At 58.2% G+C, this 20,332-nt stretch carries 14 protein-coding genes and 4 tRNA genes; 15 read left to right on the top strand and 3 right to left on the bottom strand.

Going from position 1 to position 20,332, the window contains the following annotated elements:
• Positions 1-49: 49 nt before the first annotated feature.
• The 3 genes from B1781_RS20590 to B1781_RS20580 form a co-directional block, all read right to left on the bottom strand.
• A complete protein-coding gene (locus B1781_RS20590; RefSeq protein WP_078121448.1) occupies positions 50-2,221 on the bottom strand; it encodes a DUF1302 domain-containing protein in 2,172 nt (723 codons plus the stop codon).
• Between the two features lie 84 nt (positions 2,222-2,305).
• Positions 2,306-3,298: an outer membrane lipoprotein-sorting protein gene (locus tag B1781_RS20585; RefSeq protein WP_334223806.1), complete on the bottom strand. Its 993-nt coding sequence runs from the start codon at positions 3,296-3,298 to the stop codon at positions 2,306-2,308.
• A 262-nt stretch (positions 3,299-3,560) separates the two neighbouring features.
• The gene (locus B1781_RS20580; protein ID WP_078121446.1) at positions 3,561-4,895 is read right to left on the bottom strand and encodes a UDP-glucose dehydrogenase family protein; all 1,335 of its coding nucleotides are present in this window, start codon (positions 4,893-4,895) and stop codon (positions 3,561-3,563) included.
• A 203-nt stretch (positions 4,896-5,098) separates the two neighbouring features.
• On the opposite strand from B1781_RS20580, the gene B1781_RS20575 reads away from it, so the two are divergent.
• From B1781_RS20575 to rpsG, 15 genes are all read left to right on the top strand, one after another.
• Positions 5,099-5,183 (top strand) — tRNA-Tyr (locus tag B1781_RS20575).
• A gap of 175 nt (positions 5,184-5,358) precedes the next feature.
• Positions 5,359-5,432 (top strand) — tRNA-Gly (locus B1781_RS20570).
• A gap of 37 nt (positions 5,433-5,469) precedes the next feature.
• Positions 5,470-5,545, top strand: a tRNA-Thr gene (locus B1781_RS20565).
• A 73-nt stretch (positions 5,546-5,618) separates the two neighbouring features.
• Positions 5,619-6,809 (top strand): elongation factor Tu, encoded by a 1,191-nt coding sequence (tuf, locus tag B1781_RS20560; protein ID WP_078121434.1) that lies wholly within the window; start codon positions 5,619-5,621, stop codon positions 6,807-6,809.
• A gap of 134 nt (positions 6,810-6,943) precedes the next feature.
• Positions 6,944-7,019 (top strand) — tRNA-Trp (locus B1781_RS20555).
• Between the two features lie 13 nt (positions 7,020-7,032).
• Entirely contained in the window at positions 7,033-7,410 is a 378-nt protein-coding gene (gene secE, locus B1781_RS20550) for a preprotein translocase subunit SecE (protein ID WP_078121445.1), read from the top strand.
• Between the two features lies 1 nt (position 7,411).
• On the top strand, positions 7,412-7,945 hold the full coding sequence (gene nusG / locus B1781_RS20545; RefSeq protein WP_078121444.1) for a transcription termination/antitermination protein NusG: 534 nt from the start codon (positions 7,412-7,414) through the stop codon (positions 7,943-7,945).
• Between the two features lie 222 nt (positions 7,946-8,167).
• Positions 8,168-8,602 (top strand): 50S ribosomal protein L11, encoded by a 435-nt coding sequence (rplK, locus tag B1781_RS20540; protein WP_078121443.1) that lies wholly within the window; start codon positions 8,168-8,170, stop codon positions 8,600-8,602.
• On the top strand, positions 8,602-9,300 hold the full coding sequence (rplA, locus tag B1781_RS20535) for a 50S ribosomal protein L1 (protein ID WP_078121442.1): 699 nt from the start codon (positions 8,602-8,604) through the stop codon (positions 9,298-9,300). Before rplK ends, rplA begins: the two co-directional genes overlap by 1 nt.
• Before the next feature lie 250 nt (positions 9,301-9,550).
• Positions 9,551-10,078: a 50S ribosomal protein L10 gene (rplJ, locus tag B1781_RS20530; RefSeq protein ID WP_078121441.1), complete on the top strand. Its 528-nt coding sequence runs from the start codon at positions 9,551-9,553 to the stop codon at positions 10,076-10,078.
• A gap of 51 nt (positions 10,079-10,129) precedes the next feature.
• Positions 10,130-10,507 (top strand): 50S ribosomal protein L7/L12, encoded by a 378-nt coding sequence (gene rplL, locus B1781_RS20525; protein ID WP_078121440.1) that lies wholly within the window; start codon positions 10,130-10,132, stop codon positions 10,505-10,507.
• Positions 10,508-10,735: 228 nt separating this feature from the next.
• Entirely contained in the window at positions 10,736-14,878 is a 4,143-nt protein-coding gene (gene rpoB, locus B1781_RS20520; RefSeq protein ID WP_078121439.1) for a DNA-directed RNA polymerase subunit beta, read from the top strand.
• 50 nt (positions 14,879-14,928) lie between these two features.
• Positions 14,929-19,140: a DNA-directed RNA polymerase subunit beta' gene (gene rpoC, locus B1781_RS20515; RefSeq protein ID WP_078121438.1), complete on the top strand. Its 4,212-nt coding sequence runs from the start codon at positions 14,929-14,931 to the stop codon at positions 19,138-19,140.
• Positions 19,141-19,392: 252 nt separating this feature from the next.
• Positions 19,393-19,767 (top strand): 30S ribosomal protein S12, encoded by a 375-nt coding sequence (gene rpsL, locus B1781_RS20510; RefSeq protein WP_078121437.1) that lies wholly within the window; start codon positions 19,393-19,395, stop codon positions 19,765-19,767.
• 76 nt (positions 19,768-19,843) lie between these two features.
• The gene (gene rpsG / locus B1781_RS20505; protein ID WP_078121436.1) at positions 19,844-20,314 is read left to right on the top strand and encodes a 30S ribosomal protein S7; all 471 of its coding nucleotides are present in this window, start codon (positions 19,844-19,846) and stop codon (positions 20,312-20,314) included.
• Positions 20,315-20,332: the final 18 nt, after the last annotated feature.

Here is a 20,332-nt window from a genome sequence, read left to right as displayed (position 1 = left end):
AAGCGGCGTCGACTAATCGATCGCCGCTTTTTCAAGTGCCTTCAGTCGATCATTCGATGATGTACTTCAGGCCGACTTGGATGTTGGAGGAATCCTTGTACTGTCCGAACAAAGTGTCTTCGTCGCCCCAGTAGACATTTATCTCTCCCATCACTACGAGTTCGTCGGTTAGTGAATACTCGGCATCCAGTCTGTTCCAGTAACCACCACCTTCTTCGTAGATGATGATGTTGTTGACGCGACCAAGCTGTGATTCGCCGACCGGTTTGGAAAGGAACAGAGAGTAAAACTCTTTGTTCTTCCACGCTTTCTGCAAACCGTTGGTCAGGTTCAGTGTTGCGGAATCCGCTGTGTAGCGCGAACAGTCGAACGCCACTCCCAGCTGCGTGTAACAAGTACGCTTGTCGTCTTCGAAATCCAGGTTGCGGAACTGGATGAACTGGCCGCTGACAAGCAGGTTGGTCATCACGGTCACGTCCACGCCGAGCACATACTTGAAGAAATCGGCCTCTTCCGGTCTCAGCGCCCCTTCAAGGTCACCGATCGCCAGCAGCCGTTTGTCGACGACAGGCTGCATGGTGTCTTTGTCGTAGAGGAATTCGCCGCGCAATACAATCGGTAGATCGGCCGCATCAAAGGCATAGTCGAACGACGCGCCCAAGCTGTGAATACGGTTCAGCGACTCGGTGAAGCGCAGTTCGACACCGTTCGGGCTCAGCGTTCCCGCGCCCCCGGTCGGATCGGCTGCACCGTAGTAGTCGCCAGCGCCGTTGCGCAACAACACCGTGGTGTTGCCGGAGCCGGGGGTGCTAAGGACATCGCTGTCGCGAGATACGACCGCACCTGTCGGCAGTCCGCCACCACCGGGGGCGCGAAGCTCGGTCCGAAGCTCTTCGCCGGTCACGGCATCGTGATAACTAAGGTCGACAACAGGATTGGAGTCGTAGTGATAGAAATAGTTGAGCGAGTAGTTTAGACCGGCATCGGTAGCGTTGCGCCAGCGGAACCCGGCGTTCGGGTTGGAGCTGCTGGGGTAGTCGCGTTCATAACTGGTGGTCATCGGACCATGGGTAGCAGCAAGCGACAAACCAAATGTGTCATTTCCGCTGAACGTGTTGAATGTGGAGAACGTAGCGTTCGGCATCATTTCAAACGCTGACGTTGCACCATCGGTAGAAAGCCAAGAAACGGTGATGGGTACACCGTCTGTGCCTTCGACAGGCATTACGTTGGTAACGTTGTTGTTTTGGAGGTCTGTGCCGAGAGGTGCACCGATGGTTGATACCCCGTTCTGCGCCAATGCGTTGAGTAGCACGAAGCCATTCTCAACACCACCGATGGTGGGTACTACTGAGTCCGAGGTTACAGGTAGTGCGCCACCGGGAGTATCCAGTGCGAGGAAACCGCCGCTCGTATCCCAGGTTGAATTCGCGAAAAAGTCGACGGTCATGTTCGTGAACGGAACCAAGCCTATGCCGGATGCGCCACCGAACCCGCCTAGGTCTTCGGCAAGGGTAAATGTGGTTGCCACGTTTGCCAGCGCCGGTGCGACATTGAGGAAGCCATTGACTTGGCCGGTGATGGCATCGACGCCTTTTGCAATAAACGGCTGTCCTGGATCTCCATCGGAGTTCAGGCCAGGAAACTTGTTTTCCTCGTGTTGAGAAACGATTAACTGCAGGTTGCCGCCATTGTCGAAATTTCGCTCGGCGTTGATCATCCAGACTGGGATGCGTGCATCCTCGACCGCATTCTGGTTCAGTTCACGAAAGTCCGTCGGGTTGATGATGTCGAGTAGCTTGATGCCGTCGGCAGTACCCCAGACGACCTGTTGTTTACCAACGCGGAAATACCAATCCGATGCTTTAGTATCGACATAGAGTTCTCGCAGGTAGTCGTTTTGCGAGTACAGCATGTGACCTTTATAGTCATCAGCTGCTTCGGTGTCATATACCGGGCGCAGTTCCATGTGCCAGGAGCTCTCTTCTCCGAGATCGCCGTTGAAGAAGATGCGAGCAGAATTCTCGAACTTCATGAGGTCTCCAGCGTCATGCTCGCGATCGTCGAGCATGCTTCGTGTGCCGTTGTTGACTTGACCAGAGTTCGTGAAGAATGCGGTTTCGTTTTTTAGTTCGGCCGAGATTTCGATCTCTGCGTGGGCGCTCATGGGTGCAGCTATCAGGGCGGCTATAGCTACGCCCAATGGTGATTTGGCAAACATGTGAATACTCCCTTCGCGCAAAGCGCGCCTTTGGTGGTGCCGGGTTTTATCCCGGCAACGTATCGTTATTTTGTTTAAGACGGTTTAGCGCTTGATCTTGCGCAGGGTTGATTCGGACCACCAGTCGGAGTCATAACTCTGGTCCACGGCGTTGACATTGCTGGGAATAACGGCCCATGTTTGGTTGCCGGTAGCAAGCGTTTTGCCGTACCAGTAACCCCAGCCTACAGCTCGAGGGTCGTCGCTCTTGCCGAGCGGTACCCAGTTGCGATCGATGACCTTAACCATCTCGCCGTTTTTGAAGTATTCGCTGCGGTAATCGGCGAAGGATTTGGCGTCGATATAGGAGATGCGGTAGTCGTACCACCAGCTTTCGAACTTGGTGGTCGATTTAACTTTGTAGACTTCTTTGCCTTTCTGGTCGCAAGAACCGGATTTCGGCAGGTCTTTGGTATAGCGGGTTTGTTCGTCGTCGTTGATGGCGATGTAGCCGAGGCAGTCGTTGAACGTTTCTTTGCCCATCAACTCGTGGGTTTCGTGCATTGGCTTGCGTAGCGTTACGTCGCCGAACGTAAAGTCAGAGCCGCCCCATGCATCATCGTGAGCGGGTTGTGCGAAGCGACGTATCTTGCGTAGCGCCGGCAGCCAGATCATGTATGACTGACTCTTGGCGTCGTCCTGATAGTCGGTGATCAACATGCCGGTGCCTTTCAGCTTGCCGGAGCGGAAGATCGCGAGGTCTTCTGCCTTGGTGGCGTCGTCAGCCGGATACTCGTTGTTCAAATAACGCTCAAGCGTATTGGTGGTCGGTTTTTTACCTTCACCTTTAATGACCAGAACAGTGATGTCTTTTCCTTGCTTGGTGATAGCGTAATTCTTGAAGGCGTAAAAATGGTTGACGAAGTACACCTGATCGATGATCTGGTCAGCGGTCAAATCGCCGCTGGGGTAAGGAAGATCCTTGGCTACGCCAGCGATGGCGGAGAAAGATAGTGTGCTGGCGATTGCCAGGGCAGCGGCACGAGCCCGAAACGGGTTACGCATGGTTGCTCCTCTCTTCTTTGATATGGTTTTCAACGCGCAAGCAAACGCACTCGAGTTACGAGTTCTCAATTGCCGACGGTCTTCTTTAGGGTTATTTCGTCCGCGAGGTGGTAGAGCGAAATCTACAACGCAAGCCGGGACGTTGTTTTTATTTTGATTTTGTTATTAGACCCGATCTTACTCCGCGTTTTGGCGGGCCACCAGTGTTTTTATGGTGATTATTGATCGATAGAACTGATAGGGAGATAAAGAGAAATATAGGGCGCTCCATGACCAGGAGCGCCCGGCAGGATTATCAGGGTTTGATCGGGCGGCGGCCGATGCTGTACAGCGTCAGGCCTGCATTCGTGACGGCTTTCGGATCGTAGATGTTGCGGCCGTCGAATATCACCGGATGGTTGAGCTTCTCGCGGATGTCGTTGAAGTCTGGGCTGCGGAATTCGATCCACTCGGTGACGACGGCAAGGGCGTCTGCGCCTTCCAGGGCGTCATCACTCGACGCGCAGATCTCCAGATCGTCGCGCTCACCGTAGATGCGTGTTGCTTCTTCGTGGGCAACCGGGTCGAACGCCTTCACCTTGGCGCCCGCATCCCACAACGCTTCCATCAGCGTGCGGCTTGAGGCGGCGCGCATGTCGTCGGTATTGGGTTTGAAGGCCAGTCCCCAGAGCGCAATGGTTTTGCCCTTGAGGTTGCCGTCGAAGTAGGCGCTGATCTTGTTGAAAACCAGTTCTTTCTGGCGGTGGTTTACTGCCTCGACGGCATGCAGCAGGTCCGGCTGATAGCCGACTTCGAGTGCCGTCTTTTCCAGCGCCTGGACGTCTTTCGGGAAACACGAGCCACCGTAGCCGCAGCCCGGGTAGATGAACTGGAAGCCGATGCGCGGATCGGAGCCGATGCCGATGCGGACTTTTTCGATATCGGCATCGAGGATCTCGGCGAGGTTCGACAGCTCGTTCATGAAGCTGATCTTGGTCGCCAGCATGGCGTTGGCAGCGTACTTGGTAAGCTCCGCCGAGCGGATGTCCATGAACAGCAGGCGCTCGTGGTTGCGGTTGAACGGGGCATACAACTCGCGCATGACGTCGATCGATTTCGGGTTTTCCGTGCCGACCACGATGCGGTCGGGTTTCATGAAATCGCCGATCGCCGCGCCTTCCTTGAGAAACTCGGGATTCGAGACCACGTCGAAATCGATGTCGGCGCCCCGCTTGGCCAGCGTCTCGCGCATGCGGTTCGCAACCTTGTCGCCGGTGCCCACGGGTACGGTGGATTTGTCGACGACAACCTTGAAATCGGTCATGTGCTCGGCAATCGATTGGGCAACGGCCAGCACGTACTGCAGATCGGCCGAGCCGTCCTCGTCGGGCGGGGTGCCGACGGCGATGAACTGGATCTGGCCGAAGTCGACCCCGGTCTTCGCATCGGTCGTGAATAACAGGCGTCCGGCTTCGCGGTTGCGCGCCACCATTTCTGTCAGGCCGGGTTCGTAAATGGGAACGCCGCCGCTGTTGAGAAGATCGATCTTGGCGGGGTCAACGTCCACGCACATGACCTTGTTGCCGACTTCCGCAAGGCAGGCCCCGGTCACGAGACCAACGTAGCCGCTTCCAAATACTGTTACTTTCATATCGAAATGGTGGTCCTAAGTAGAGATTTTTAGTGAATTTTCAAACGGTTGCTCGCCGCGAGGCATAGCGTGCATCCACCCCGGCGGGAAAAACGGGGATGCTACCACAACGCCGATGGTGTTTTTGTGTCGGCCAAAACGGAATTCTTTTCAGTATTTGTTGACAGCTTCAGTCGCTTACCACAGAATACCGCCTCTTTTTCGGAGGGGTTCCCGAGCGGTCAAAGGGATCAGACTGTAAATCTGACGGCTCAGCCTTCGGAGGTTCGAATCCTCCCCCCTCCACCAAAAAGAATACGCCCGGGTCGACTGGATGCGGAAGGGCGATCGATCGGTGATTGTACCCGAGAGGGACAGAAAGCGTGTCGCGCAGTTTTTGCGCGCCTTTCGAAAGTCGATCAAGAGGCCGTGGAGCGGTCTGGTGGACAAGATTTGGGTGGCTTGTGCGTCGTCAAGGTTCGATGCGGGTGTAGTTCAATGGTAGAACCTCAGCCTTCCAAGCTGATTATGTGGGTTCGATTCCCATCACCCGCTCCAGTTTAAGCAGCGCGCCTGGCTGCGCTGTACAAAATTTGCCCAGGTAGCTCAGTTGGTAGAGCACACCCTTGGTAAGGGTGAGGTCGGCAGTTCAAATCTGCTCCTGGGCTCCAGAGATTGCCGGCGTCGGTTGGCGGCGGTTTTGTGACAAAGTTGATTCATGTTCTTCTGAGAGATTGAGCGAAAATGTCCAAGGAAAAATTTGAACGTACAAAACCGCACGTTAACGTGGGCACGATTGGTCACGTTGACCACGGTAAGACGACGCTGACGGCGGCGATTACGACGCACCAGGCCTCGAAGTTTGGTGGTGAGACGAAGGCTTACGACCAGATCGACAATGCGCCGGAAGAGCGTGAGCGTGGCATCACGATCGCGACCGCGCACGTTGAGTACGAGTCGGAGTCGCGCCACTACGCGCACGTTGACTGCCCGGGACACGCGGACTACGTCAAGAACATGATCACCGGTGCGGCGCAGATGGATGGCGCGATCCTGGTGGTTTCGGCAGCAGACGGCCCGATGCCGCAGACTCGCGAGCACATCCTGCTGTCGCGTCAGGTTGGCGTGCCGTACATCATTGTGTACATGAACAAGGCCGACATGGTCGACGACGAAGAGCTGCTCGAGCTGGTCGAAATGGAGATTCGCGAGCTGCTGGATTCGTACGAATTCCCGGGAGATGACACCCCGATCATCGTCGGTTCGGCGCTCAAGGCGCTCGAAGGCGACAGCTCGGACATCGGCACCCCGTCGATCGACAAGCTGGTCGAGGCGCTGGACACCTACATCCCGACGCCGGAGCGTGCGGTTGATGGCGCATTCATCATGCCGATCGAAGACGTGTTCTCGATCTCCGGTCGCGGCACCGTGGTCACCGGTCGTATCGAGCGTGGCGTGATCAATGTCGGTGACGAAGTTGAGATCGTCGGTATCAAGGACACCACCAAGACCACGTGTACGGGTGTTGAGATGTTCCGCAAGCTGCTCGACCGCGGAGAGGCTGGTGACAACGTCGGCGTTCTGCTGCGTGGCACCAAGCGTGACGACGTCGAGCGTGGTCAGGTTCTGGCGAAGCCGGGCTCGATCACCCCGCACACCCACTTCGAAGCCGAAGTGTATGTCCTGAGCAAGGACGAAGGTGGTCGTCATACGCCGTTCTTCAATGGCTATCGTCCGCAGTTCTACTTCCGTACGACGGACGTGACGGGTGCGTGCGAACTGCCTGAGGGCGTCGAGATGGTGATGCCGGGCGACAACGTAAAGATGACGGTGAAGCTGATTGCGCCGATCGCGATGGACGAAGGTCTGCGATTTGCAATCCGCGAAGGCGGCCGTACGGTCGGCGCCGGTGTCGTTGCCAAGATTATCGAGTAATCACGACGCCCTAACGGGATCGACGGGCCGTCCCTGAATGGGGCGGCTCGTTTGTGTTTTAAAGCCAACGGCTTTTCGGCTGCCTGGGAATCAGTTCCCGAGCGTAACTGAACAAGGTGTTGGGTAAAGTTATTAGGCCAATAGCTCAATTGGTAGAGCAGCGGTCTCCAAAACCGCAGGTTGGGGGTTCGAGTCCCTCTTGGCCTGCCATTTTCGGCTGGTAATGAACGCTAAAACGGAAGACGCAGGATCGGGTTTCGATACCATCAAGCTGTTGGTAGTAGTGGTCCTGCTCGTCGCAGGTGTCTACGGCTTTTATGCCTTGGCTGACCAGGCTCTGTGGATTCGCCTGATCGGCCTGCTGGCCGTGGTCGGTGTGGCAATCGGTGTCGCGTTGCAGACGGCGGTTGGTCGCAGCATCTGGCAGTTCGCCGTAGATTCCCGTTCGGAGGTGCGCAAGGTTGTCTGGCCGAGTCGCCAGGAAACGTTGCAGACGTTGCTGATCATCACGATTGCTGTGCTTGTTACGGCGCTGTTCCTGTGGGCGGTGGATGCGCTGTTGTTTGCCATCGTGCGTTATTTGACCGGTCAGGGGGACTGATATGGCGAAACGCTGGTATGTGGTACATGCCTATTCCGGTTTCGAGGGGCACGTAAAGCGTTCTTTGCAGGAGCGTATCGAGCGTGCCGGCATGCAGGACTTGTTTGGCGAGATCCTGGTGCCGACCGAAGAGGTCGTCGAGATGCGTGCCGGTTCCCAGCGTCGCAGTGAGCGCAAGTTCTTCCCTGGTTACGTTCTGGTTCAAATGGAGATGACCGACGACACCTGGCACCTGGTGAAGGATGTGCCCAAGGTTATGGGGTTCATCGGAGGTACCGGCGACCGCCCGGCGCCGATCACCGACAAGGAAGCGGACGCTATCCTGCAGCGCATGCAGGAGGGTGTCGACAAGCCCAAGCCGAAAGTATTGTTCGAGCCGGGCGAGGTGGTACGCGTCATCGATGGTCCGTTCAACGACTTCAATGGCGTCGTTGAAGAAGTCGATTACGAAAAGAGCCGCCTGAAGGTCTCGGTCCTGATATTCGGGCGTTCGACGCCGGTCGACCTGGAGTTTGGCCAAGTCGAAAAGGGTTGACCGCGATCGTCATGCCGGCGGCGTGACGCAGGGTGGACAACGCCTGGGCAGGAGGCCTGGGTCGGAGGTGGAAAGGCCTTCACAATCGCGCCATGGACGGATTCCCGGCACAGGCTGGGGCGATACGAATTCTTGCGAACAGGGCTTGTCTCTGTGAGCACAACACAACTCGGGGAGCCCAGGTAATCAGTCCTCGGCGTTTGCACCCGAAGCGAGGTAAATGTGGCAAAGAAAATCCAGGCTTATATCAAGCTGCAGGTAAAGGCCCAAGAGGCCAACCCGAGTCCGCCTGTCGGTCCGGCATTGGGTCAGCACGGTGTCAACATCATGGAGTTCTGCAAAGCGTTCAACGCGCAGACCCAGAACACCGAAAAAGGCCTGCCTGTCCCGGTCGTGATCACGGTCTACAATGATCGTTCGTTCACGTTCATCATGAAGACGCCGCCTGCGGCGATCCTGCTTAAGAAGGCAGCAGGTATTCAAAGTGGTAGCGGGCGTCCGAATACCGAGAAAGTCGGTACCGTGAGCCGCGCGCAGCTCGAAGAAATCGCCAAGACCAAAGAACCCGACCTGACGGCAGCCGATCTGGATGCGGCTGTGCGCACGATCGCCGGTTCCGCACGCAGCATGGGCCTGAATGTCGAGGGGGTTGAGTAATGGCTAAGTTGTCAAAGCGCCAAAAGGCCATTCGCGAGAAGGTCGACCCGGCCAAGCTGTATGCCGTTGAAGACGCCTTCGCGTTGTTGAAAGAAGTCTCGTCGGTCAAGTTCAGCGAGTCGGTAGATGTTGCCGTCAATCTCGGCGTCGACCCGCGTAAATCCGATCAGGTTGTTCGCGGTTCGACCGTGCTGCCGAACGGCACCGGTAAGACCGTGCGCGTAGCGGTTTTTGCCCAGGGGCCTGCGGCCGAAGCGGCTGCCGAAGCTGGTGCGGACAAGGTCGGCATGGAAGATCTGGCCGACGAAGTGAAGGGCGGCAATCTGGATTTCGACGTGGTGATCGCTGCGCCTGACGCGATGCGCGTTGTTGGTCAACTGGGCCAGATCCTTGGTCCGCGTGGCTTGATGCCCAACCCGAAGGTCGGCACGGTAACGCCGGATGTTGCGCAGGCGGTCAAAAACGCCAAGTCGGGCCAGGCCCGCTTCCGTACCGACAAGGCCGGTATCGTGCACGCGTCGATCGGCAAAGTGGACTTCGACCCTGCCGCGTTGCGTCAGAACCTCGAAGCGCTGCTCAATGACCTGAAGAAGCTCAAGCCGAGCACGGCCAAGGGTGTGTACATGCAGCGCATCACGGTCTCGTCGACGATGGGGCCGGGCATCGCGCTGGACCAAAGCAGTCTGACGCTGCTCTGATGTTGATTTCGCGGTGCGGGTCTATTGGCTCGTCATCGCATTGAATTGGGGGCACCGGTTATGCGCAAGCGTAACCGGCTGTCGTCAAAGACCGCAGGTGCCGTGTTGTATCCGGCTTAATCAAATGCCTGCGCAGATGGCGCTCCGGAATCAGGACTCTCCTGGTAACGGGCACCGAAATGGGAAGGGGTTGTTTCGACCCCAGGTGTAAACCGGGACTGATGTCCCACGTTGTCGGGAGGTGACGACTTTGGCACTCAATTTTGAGCAAAAGCAAGCCATCGTCGCCGAAGTTGCTGAAGTGGCAAGCACGGCCCTTTCTGCCGTGGCGGCCGAGTACCGTGGCATCACCGTCGAAGACATGACTGCGTTGCGCGCTCAGGCGCGTAACAGCGGTGTATATCTTCGCGTAGTGAAGAACACGCTCGCTCGTCGCGCGGTCAAGGACACCGAGTTCGAATGCATGACAGATGGTCTGACCGGTCCGCTGGTCCTGGCCTTCTCGCAGGAAGACCCGGGTGCCGCCGCTCGTGTAATCAAGGACTTCGCAAAGGGAAACGACAAGCTGGTAGTCAAGCTTGTTTCCATTAGTGGTCAGATGCTCGCCCCGAGCGAGATCGAAACCCTGGCGAAGATGCCTACCTACGATCAGGCGATCAGCATGCTGATGTCGGTGATGAAAGCGCCGATTCAGAAGCTGGCTCAGACCATGAACGAGGTGCCGGGCAAACTTGTGCGCACGATTGCAGCAGTTCGCGACGCCAAAGAGGCTGCCTGACAGGGCGGCTTCGTTAACCTTTTGTGCTAAAGCAATTTTTGGAGTTTTGTGATGTCTAAAGAAGATATCTTGGAAGCCATTGCCAACATGTCGGTAATGGAAGTTGTCGAACTGATCTCCGCGATGGAAGAGAAGTTCGGTGTTACCGCTGCTGCCGCTGTTGCAGTCGCAGCGCCGGGTGCAGGTGGTGACGCTGGTGGCGCCGCTGCTGAAGAGAAGACCGAGTTCGATGTGGTTCTGGCTGGCTTCGGCGACAACAAAGTTGCCGTTATCAAGGCTGTCCGCGGTATCACCGGCCTGGGTCTGAAGGAAGCGAAGGAAGCCGTCGAAGGCGCTCCGAGCACCCTGAAAGAAGGCGTTTCGAAGGAAGAGGCCGAAGAGGCCAAGAAGACCTTGGAAGAGGCTGGCGCTACCGTCGAGCTCAAGTAATTCGACTTGGTAGTGTACAACGCCAAATAGGATCAGGCTGGCGGCCGATGAGCTGCCGGCCTTTTCCTGTTTGCGCGTTTCTGAATTTTGCAAAGTGCGCGACATCAAGCGCGGACTTTTGAATTGACCGCTTCAGAAGAGCCGGTCGACCCACGGAGACGACGGTGAATGCCCGATTGGCGGCACCACAGCCGGCTCCACTGAGATCATAGTCGAGGGAAGGCACGCATGGCCTATTCGTTTACCGAAAAGAAACGTATCCGCAAAGACTTTGGCAAGCGCTCGAGCATTCTCGAAGTGCCGTTTCTGCTGGCAACCCAGATCGAGTCTTACCAAGGCTTCCTGCAGGCCGACTCGGCGCCGGAAGCGCGTGAGAACCTGGGTCTGCATGCCGCATTCCAGTCGGTATTCCCGATCGTCAGCTACTCGGGCAACGCAGCACTCGAATACGTCCAATATCGCCTCGGCGAGCCGGTATTCGATGAGCGCGAATGTCAGCTGCGCGGTGCGACGTTTGCCGCCCCGCTGCGGGTCCTGGTTCGATTGGTGATCTACGACAAAGACGCACCGGCCGGCGCCAAGCAGGTCAAAGACATCAAGGAGCAGGAAATCTACATGGGCGAATTGCCGCTCATGACGGATAACGGCACCTTCATCATCAACGGTACCGAGCGCGTCATCGTGTCGCAGCTGCACCGTTCACCGGGTGTGTTCTTCGATCATGACAAGGGCAAGACCCACTCTTCGGGCAAGCTGTTGTTCTCGGCGCGCGTGATTCCCTACCGTGGATCCTGGCTGGATTTCGAATTCGACCCGAAAGACTCGGTGTTCGTGCGTATCGACCGGCGCCGCAAGTTGCCGGCGACGATCCTGCTGCGCGCGCTGGGTTATGAAACCAATGAAATCCTCGACCTGTTCTTCGAGAAAGACACCTTCCAGGTCAGCAAGAAGAAGATCGAGCTTGCTCTGGTGCCGTCGCGCCTGCGCGGTGATACCGCCAGTTTCGACATCAAGGCCGGCAAGGAAGTGATCGTCGAGGCGGGCAAGCGCATCACGGCTCGCCATATCAAGCAGCTCGAGGCAGCGGGCGTCGACAAGCTCGAAGTGGCGCCCGAATTCCTGATCGGACGCACGATTGCACACGATGTGGTCGACCCGGATACCGGCGAGTTGCTGGCCAAGGCCAACGACGAGATCACCGAAGAGATTGCCACTGCGCTGGCTGAAAAGGGCATTAAAGAGATTCAGACGCTGTTTACCAACGATCTGGACCATGGCCCGTTCATCTCTGACACCTTGCGTATCGATCCGACCACCAATGCCCTGGAGGCGATGGTCGAGATTTATCGCATGATGCGTCCTGGCGAACCGCCGACCAAGGAAGCCGCGCAGAACCTGTTCCACAACCTGTTCTTCACTGACGAGCGCTACGATCTGTCGGCGGTCGGTCGCATGAAGTTCAACCGTCGTCTGGGGCGTGATGAAGCCGAAGGCGCCGGCATCCTGTATGACCAGAAATACTTCGGTGCGCGCGACGACGAAATTTCCACCGAACTTGTCAAGCAGTTCGGCGAGACGTCGGACATCGTCGATGTGCTCAAGACGTTGGTCGACATTCGTAACGGCAACGGCGTGGTCGACGATATCGATCACCTCGGCAACCGTCGCGTGCGTTGCGTTGGTGAGATGGCGGAAAACCAGTTCCGTGTCGGTCTGGTGCGCGTCGAGCGTGCGGTTAAAGAGCGTCTGACGCTGGCGGAATCCGAAGGCCTGATGCCGCAAGAGATGATCAACGCCAAACCGGTTTCGGCGGCGATCAAGGAGTTCTTTGGTTCCTCGCAGCTTTCGCAGTTCATGGACCAAAACAACCCGCTGTCGGAAGTCACCCACAAGCGCCGCGTATCGGCACTTGGTCCGGGCGGTCTGGCGCGCGAGCGTGCGGGCTTCGAGGTCCGCGACGTTCACCCGACGCACTATGGTCGTGTCTGCCCGATCGAGACACCTGAAGGCCCGAACATCGGTCTGATCAACTCGCTGGCCGTGTATGCACGCACCAACAAGTACGGCTTCCTGGAAACGCCTTACCGCAAGGTCGAAGATGGCAAGGTGATCGATCAGATCGATTATCTGTCGGCGATCGAAGAAGGTCGCTACGTGATCGCCCAGGCCAACGCGACCCTGGATGAGAACGGCAAGCTCGTCGACGACCTGATCTCGTGTCGCCACCAAAATGAATTCACCTTGTCCACGCCGGACAAGATCGAATACATGGACGTGTCGCCGAAGCAGATCGTATCGGTCGCTGCCTCGCTGATTCCGTTCCTCGAGCACGACGACGCCAACCGCGCCTTGATGGGCTCGAACATGCAGCGCCAGGCCGTGCCGACGCTGCGCGCCGAAAAGCCGCTGGTTGGTACCGGTATGGAACGCACCGTCGCGGTGGACTCCGGCGTTACCGTGGTGGCCAAGCGTGGTGGTGTGATCGAATCGGTCGACGCGGCGCGTATCGTGGTTCGCGTCAATGACGACGAGACGGTCGCCGGTGAGGCGGGTGTCGACATCTACAACCTGACCAAGTACACGCGTTCAAACCAGAATACCTGTATCAACCAGCGCCCGCTGGTCATGGTCGGCAACGAGATCGCGCGCGGTGATGTGCTCGCCGATGGCCCGTCGACCGACATGGGCGAACTGGCGCTGGGTCAGAACCTGCGCGTCGCGTTCATGCCGTGGAACGGTTACAACTTCGAGGACTCGATCCTGATCTCGGAGCAGGTGGTCAAAGAAGATCGTTTCACGACGATCCACATCGAAGAACTGACCTGCATGGCGCGCGATACCAAATTGGGCGCCGAAGAGATCACGGGCGACATTCCGAACGTTGGTGAGGCCGCGCTGGCCAAGCTGGACGAGTCGGGTATCGTCTATGTCGGCGCAGAAGTGCGCGAAGGCGACATCCTGGTCGGCAAGGTCACGCCCAAGGGCGAAACCCAGCTGACCCCTGAAGAGAAGCTGCTGCGTGCAATCTTCGGTGAAAAGGCGTCTGACGTAAAAGACACCTCGCTGCGTGTCTCGTCGGGTATGGCCGGTACCGTCATCGATGTACAGGTCTTCACCCGCGACGGTGTCGAAAAAGACGCCCGCGCACTGCAGATTGAAGAAGCCGAGCTGTCGATGGTCCGTAAGGACCTCAACGATCAGCTGCGCATCATGGAAGAAGATACCTTCGACCGCGTTGAAAAGATGCTGCTCGGCAAGACGGCCGATGGTGGCCCGAACAGGCTCAAAGCCGGTTCGAAGATCACCAAGGCCTATCTGCAGGAGATCGAGCGAGATCAGTGGTTGGAGATCCGTCTCAAGAGCGAAGAGGGCGCTGCCCAGCTCGAGGCGATCGCTGCACAGGTCGCGCAGCTGCGTGAAGACTTCCGCGAACGCTACGAAGAGAAGAAGCGCAAGCTGACCGCCGGTGACGATCTGGCGCCGGGCGTGCTGAAGATGGTCAAGGTCTACGTGGCCGTCAAGCGTCGTATTCAGCCGGGTGACAAGATGGCCGGTCGTCACGGTAACAAGGGTGTTATCTCGATGATCGTGCCGGTCGAAGACATGCCGTTCGACGAGAACGGTCGCCCGGTCGACATCGTGCTGAACCCGCTCGGCGTACCGTCGCGTATGAACATCGGTCAGATTCTCGAGACCCACCTCGGCTTTGCGGCCAAGGGCGTTGGCGAGCGCATCGGCCGCATGTTGGACGCTCACGTCAAGAGCGAAGAACTGCGTGGCTTCCTCGATAAGGTCTACAACACCAGCGGTAAGAAGGAAGACCTCGAAAGCATGACCGACGATGAGGTCTTTGCGATGGCCGACAATCTGCGCGGTGGCGTGCCGATTGCGACGCCGGTGTTCGACGGCGCGCATGAAGACGAGATCCGTCACATGCTGGAACTCGCCGAAGAAGACGCGGACGGCCAGACGCAATTGTATGACGGCCGTACCGGCGAGGCATTCGAGCGCCGCGTCACCGTCGGCTACATGTACATGATCAAGCTGAACCACCTGGTCGACGACAAGATGCACGCGCGTTCGACCGGCCCGTACAGCCTGGTTACCCAGCAGCCGCTGGGTGGTAAGGCGCAGTTCGGCGGTCAGCGCTTCGGTGAGATGGAGGTCTGGGCACTCGAGGCCTACGGCGCCGCTTACACCTTGCAGGAAATGTTGACGGTCAAGTCGGACGACGTGAACGGTCGTACCCGCATGTACAAAAACATCGTCGACGGCGACCACCGCATGGAGCCGGGTATGCCCGAATCCTTCAACGTGCTGGTCAAAGAAATCCGCTCGCTGGGTATCAACATCGAACTGGAGCAGGACTGAGGGTTCCCCTCTCGGCCGCCTCTTAGGGACACAGAACGGGAGACACCGTCTTGAAAGATCTTCTCAAAATTCTGAAACAGCAGGGTCAGAACGAAGAGTTTGATGCCATCCGTATCGGCTTGGCATCGCCCGAAATGATCCGCTCCTGGTCGTACGGCGAAGTCAAAAAGCCGGAGACGATCAACTATCGTACCTTCAAGCCAGAGCGCGAAGGCCTGTTCTGCGCCAAGATCTTCGGCCCGATCAGCGACTATGAGTGCCTGTGCGGCAAGTACAAGCGCCTCAAGCATCGCGGCGTCGTGTGCGAGAAGTGTGGGGTTGAGGTTACGCTGGCCAAGGTGCGTCGTGAGCGCATGGGCCACATCGAGCTCGCCAGCCCGGTTGCGCACATCTGGTACCTGAAATCGCTGCCGTCGCGTATCGGCCTGTTGCTCGACATCACGCTGCGCGACATCGAGCGCGTGCTGTATTTCGAATCCTACGTGGTCATCGATCCGGGTATGACGCCGCTGGAGCGCTTCCAGCTGCTGACCGACGAGCAGTATCTCGAAGCAGTCGAAGAGAACGGCGATGAGTTCGATGCGCGTATGGGCGCCGAGGCAGTTTACGAACTGCTGCGCACCATGGACATCGAGAAAGAGATCGCGCGCATGCGTGAAGAGGTCGAGGGTACCAACTCCGAGACCAAGATCAAGAAGATCGCCAAGCGTTTGAAGTTGCTCGAATCGTTGCAGGATTCCGGCAACCGTCCTGAGTGGATGATCCTGACCGTGCTGCCTGTGCTGCCACCGGAACTGCGTCCGCTGGTACCGCTGGATGGTGGTCGTTTCGCGACCTCTGATTTGAACGACCTGTATCGCCGCGTTATCAACCGTAACAACCGTCTGAAGCGTCTGCTCGATCTGAACGCTCCGGATATCATCGTGCGCAACGAAAAGCGCATGCTGCAGGAGTCGGTTGACGCGCTGCTGGATAACGGTCGTCGCGGTCGCGCGATCACCGGTACCAACAAGCGTCCGCTGAAGTCGCTGGCCGACATGATCAAAGGTAAGCAGGGTCGCTTCCGTCAGAACCTGCTGGGTAAGCGTGTCGACTACTCAGGTCGTTCGGTTATCGTGGTTGGTCCGACCCTCAAACTGCACCAGTGCGGTATCCCGAAGAAGATGGCGCTCGAACTGTTCAAGCCGTTCATCTTCTCGAAGCTGCAGTTCCGCGGCCTGGCGACCACCATCAAGGCAGCCAAAAAGCTGGTCGAACGTGGCGCGCCGGAGGTGTGGGATATCCTCGAAGAGGTTATTCGCGAACACCCGATCATGTTGAACCGTGCGCCGACCCTGCACCGCTTGGGTATCCAGGCGTTCGAGCCGGTGCTGATCGAAGGCAAGGCCATCCAGCTGCATCCGCTGGTCTGTACCGCGTTCAACGCCGACTTCGACGGCGACCAGATGGCGGTTCACGTGCCGCTGTCGATCGAGGCGCAGCTCGAAGCGCGTACGCTGATGATGTCGTCGAACAACGTGCTGTCGCCGGCCAACGGTGAGCCGGTTATCGTGCCGACCCAGGACGTGGTCTTGGGTCTGTATTACATGACCCGCGAGCGTGTGAACGCGAAGGGCGAGGGCATGGCGTTCAGTAACATCGCCGAAGCCCGCCGCGCCTACGAAACCGGCACGGCGGCGCTACATGCCAAGGTCAAGGTGCGCATCGAAGAAAGCATCCTCGGCCAGGACGACGAGATGCAGACGTCCACTTCCGTCAAGGAAACCACGGTTGGGCGTGCACTGTTGTGGGACATCGTGCCTACCGGTATGCCGTTCGATCTGGTCAACCAGGCGATGACTAAGAAATCGATCTCGCGCCTGGTCAACGCCTGCTACCGTCGCCTTGGTCTGAAAGACACCGTGGTGTTTGCTGACCAATTGATGTACCTGGGCTTCCGTCAGGCGGCCCGCGCCGGCGTTTCGATCGGCGTTAACGACATGGTCATTCCCCCGGAGAAGGTCGATATCCTGGCCACGGCCGAGGCCGAGGTCAAAGAGATCGAGAACCAATACTCTTCGGGTCTTGTTACGAACGGCGAGCGCTACAACAAGGTCGTCGACATCTGGTCGCACACCAACGACCAAGTGGCCCGCGCGATGATGGGGCAGCTCGGCAAGGAGCGCGTCACCGACCGTGAAGGCAACGAGGTGCAACAAGACTCGTTCAACTCGATCTACATGATGGCAGACTCCGGTGCGCGTGGTTCGGCGGCCCAGATTCGTCAGCTCGCCGGCATGCGTGGCCTGATGGCCAAGCCGGATGGCTCGATCATCGAGACGCCAATTACCGCAAACTTCCGCGAAGGTCTGGACGTCCTCCAGTACTTCATCTCGACCCATGGTGCACGTAAAGGCCTGGCCGACACCGCACTCAAGACCGCCAACTCGGGTTACCTGACCCGACGCCTGGTCGATGTTGCGCAGGACATGGTCATCACTGTGCCCGACTGTGGCACCGACGACGGTCTGCTGATGCAGCCGATCATCGAGGGTGGCGACGTCGTCGAACCGCTGCGCGAGCGTATCCTCGGCCGCGTTGCCGCGGTCGATGTGTTGCGCCCGGGTACCGACGAGGTTGTGTGTGAAGCGGGTACCCTTCTCGATGAGGGGTTGGTCGATGCGCTCGAAGAGGCTGGTGTCGACCAGGTGCGCGTACGCTCGCCAATCACATGCGAAACCCGTCACGGTATCTGCGGCAAGTGTTATGGACGCGATCTGGCGCGCGGTCACCAGGTCAACATCGGTGAGTCTGTCGGCGTTATCGCGGCGCAGTCCATCGGTGAGCCGGGTACTCAGCTGACCATGCGTACCTTCCACATCGGTGGTGCTGCATCGCGTTCTGCTGCGGTCAACAGTATCGAAGTCAAGAACACCGGTACGGTGCGCCTGCACAACATTAAGACGGTCGAGCACGCCAACGGTAGTCTGGTGGCGGTATCGCGTTCAGGTGAGGTCGTCGTCGCCGACGAGGTCGGACGCGAGCGTGAGCGCTACAAGCTGCCCTACGGTGCCGTGCTGCATGTCCACGATGGAAATACCGTCGAGGGTGGCCAAATGGTGGCCAACTGGGATCCGCACACCCACCCGGTTATCACCGAAGTGGCCGGTACGCTGCGTTTCGTCGACTTCGCCGAAGGCGTCACCGTGCAGAAGCAGACCGACGAGGTCACTGGCCTGTCCTCAGTAGTCGTGCTCGACCCCAAACAGCGGCCGGCCGGCGGTAAAGACCTGCGTCCGATGGTTAAGCTGGTCGACGCCAAGGGTAACGACGTCAATATCGCGGGCACGACCCTGCCGGCCAACTACTTCCTGCCGGGTGGTGCAATCGTTGGTGTAACCGACGGCGCGGATGTCGGCGTCGGTGACGTTCTGGCGCGTATCCCGCAAGAATCGTCGAAGACCCGCGACATCACAGGTGGTCTGCCACGCGTTGCCGACCTGTTCGAAGCGCGCAAGCCGAAAGAGCCGGCGATTCTGGCCGAAGCCAGCGGAACCGTGTCGTTCGGTAAGGACACCAAGGGCAAGCAGCGTCTGATCATCACGATGGCTGATGGCGAGCAGGTCGAGTCGCTGATTCCGAAGTGGCGTCACGTCAACGTGTTCGAGGGTGAGCACGTGGAGCGCGGCGAGGTTATCGCCGACGGCGAACTGAACCCGCATGACATCCTTCGCCTGAAAGGTGTTACCGATCTTGCGGAGTACCTGGTCAAAGAGATCCAGGACGTTTACCGCTTGCAGGGCGTCGGTATCAACGACAAGCACATCGAGGTGATCATTCGCCAGATGTTGCGCAAGGTTGAGATCATCGACCCGGGTGAGACCAAGCTGCTGCGTGGTGAACAGGTTGAGCGTGCGCGCCTGCTCGAAGCGAACGAGACGGCTACGGCCGATGAGAAGCTCACGGCCAGGTTCGAACCGCTGCTGCTGGGTATCACCAAGGCCTCGCTGGCGACCGAATCGTTCATTTCCGCCGCGTCGTTCCAGGAGACGACTCGCGTGCTGACCGAGGCATCGGTCCGTGGCGTGCGCGACACCTTGAACGGGCTGAAAGAGAACGTCATCGTCGGTCGCCTGATTCCGGCGGGCACTGGTTTGGCGCATCACAACGAGCGTCGACGCACCCGCCAGGAGGCGCTGGCAGCCGGTGCGCCAGTCGAAATGGCCACCGAGGAAGTGGAAGAGGCGATCAAACAGGCCCTCAACACGACCGATCCCGAGTGACCGCTTAATAAAATGCGCCCGAGTCGCTGTTGACAGCGACTCGGGACACGCATAGAATTCGCGGTCTTCGCTGAAGGTGGGCCAGCAACCCCGCCCGAAAAATTGCGACAAATCAGTCGCTTCGCGAACAGAATTGAGATTCAAGTAGCCGCTACATCGCCCGGCGCTTTAGCAAGCAGACCGGACGGGGGCGGCTACGCGAATTTTTGACGTCGACACCAGGTGTCGAACCGTCCGGAGACGAAAGGTTAGATGGCTACTATTAATCAATTGGTCCGTAAGCCGCGCAAGCGCAAAGTGGAAAAGAGCAACGTACCGGCTCTTGAGGCATGCCCGCAGAAGCGTGGCGTTTGCACGCGCGTCTACACCACGACCCCGAAAAAGCCGAACTCGGCCTTGCGTAAAGTCGCCCGTGTGCGTCTGACCAATGGCTACGAAGTGTCGAGCTACATCGGCGGTGAGGGTCACAACCTGCAGGAGCACAGTGTGGTCCTGATCCGTGGCGGCCGTGTTAAGGACTTACCGGGTGTGCGTTACCACGTGGTTCGCGGCAGCCTGGATACCTCTGGCGTCGAGAAGCGTCGTCAGGGTCGTTCGAAGTACGGCGCCAAGCGTCCGAAGGGTTAACTCCCGGTCGGTTCGAAGCTTGAGCGTTGAGTGGGGCCGCGGTGAGCGGTCACGAGTAGATCAAGAGTAAAGCGAAATGCCTAGAAGAAGAGTTGCAGCCAAGCGAGAGATCCTGCCGGACCCGAAGTTCGGTAGCCAGACGCTCGCCAAATTCATCAACATGGTGATGGAAGACGGCAAAAAGGCCGTTGCCGAGCGCATTCTGTATGGCGCGCTCGATAGCGTGACCGAGAAGCGCGGCGGTGACCCGATGGAAACGCTTGAGCTGGCGCTCGAGAACGTGCGTCCGGTCGTCGAGGTTAAATCCCGGCGTGTGGGTGGTGCAACCTACCAGGTACCCGTCGAGGTTCGTCCGGTCCGTCGTAACACCCTGGCGATGCGCTGGTTGATTGATGCTGCCCGTAAGCGCAGCGAGAAGTCGATGGCGGCGCGTCTGGCTGGCGAGTTGATGGACGCTGCGGAGCAGAAAGGCTCGGCAGTGAAGAAGAAGGAAGAAACTCATCGCATGGCTGAGGCGAACAAAGCGTTCTCTCATTACCGCTGGTAGTAACCAGCTTCATCGTTC

Source organism: Thiosocius teredinicola, assembly GCF_002009425.1.
GTDB lineage: Bacteria > Pseudomonadota > Gammaproteobacteria > Chromatiales > Chromatiaceae > Thiosocius > Thiosocius teredinicola.
Note: the sequence above shows the minus strand (reverse complement) of the source record. Positions and strands in the feature narration are given on the sequence as shown.

Coding starts and splice junctions, on each gene's coding strand:
- B1781_RS20580 (WP_078121446.1), bottom strand. CDS start 4,895: ATGAAAGTAACAGTATTTGGAAGCGGCTACGTTGGTCTCGTGACCGGG.
- rpoB (WP_078121439.1), top strand. CDS start 10,736: ATGGCCTATTCGTTTACCGAAAAGAAACGTATCCGCAAAGACTTTGGC.
- B1781_RS20590 (WP_078121448.1), bottom strand. CDS start 2,221: ATGTTTGCCAAATCACCATTGGGCGTAGCTATAGCCGCCCTGATAGCT.
- rplA (WP_078121442.1), top strand. CDS start 8,602: ATGGCTAAGTTGTCAAAGCGCCAAAAGGCCATTCGCGAGAAGGTCGAC.
- tuf (WP_078121434.1), top strand. CDS start 5,619: ATGTCCAAGGAAAAATTTGAACGTACAAAACCGCACGTTAACGTGGGC.
- rplL (WP_078121440.1), top strand. CDS start 10,130: ATGTCTAAAGAAGATATCTTGGAAGCCATTGCCAACATGTCGGTAATG.
- rpsG (WP_078121436.1), top strand. CDS start 19,844: ATGCCTAGAAGAAGAGTTGCAGCCAAGCGAGAGATCCTGCCGGACCCG.
- nusG (WP_078121444.1), top strand. CDS start 7,412: ATGGCGAAACGCTGGTATGTGGTACATGCCTATTCCGGTTTCGAGGGG.
- rpsL (WP_078121437.1), top strand. CDS start 19,393: ATGGCTACTATTAATCAATTGGTCCGTAAGCCGCGCAAGCGCAAAGTG.
- secE (WP_078121445.1), top strand. CDS start 7,033: ATGAACGCTAAAACGGAAGACGCAGGATCGGGTTTCGATACCATCAAG.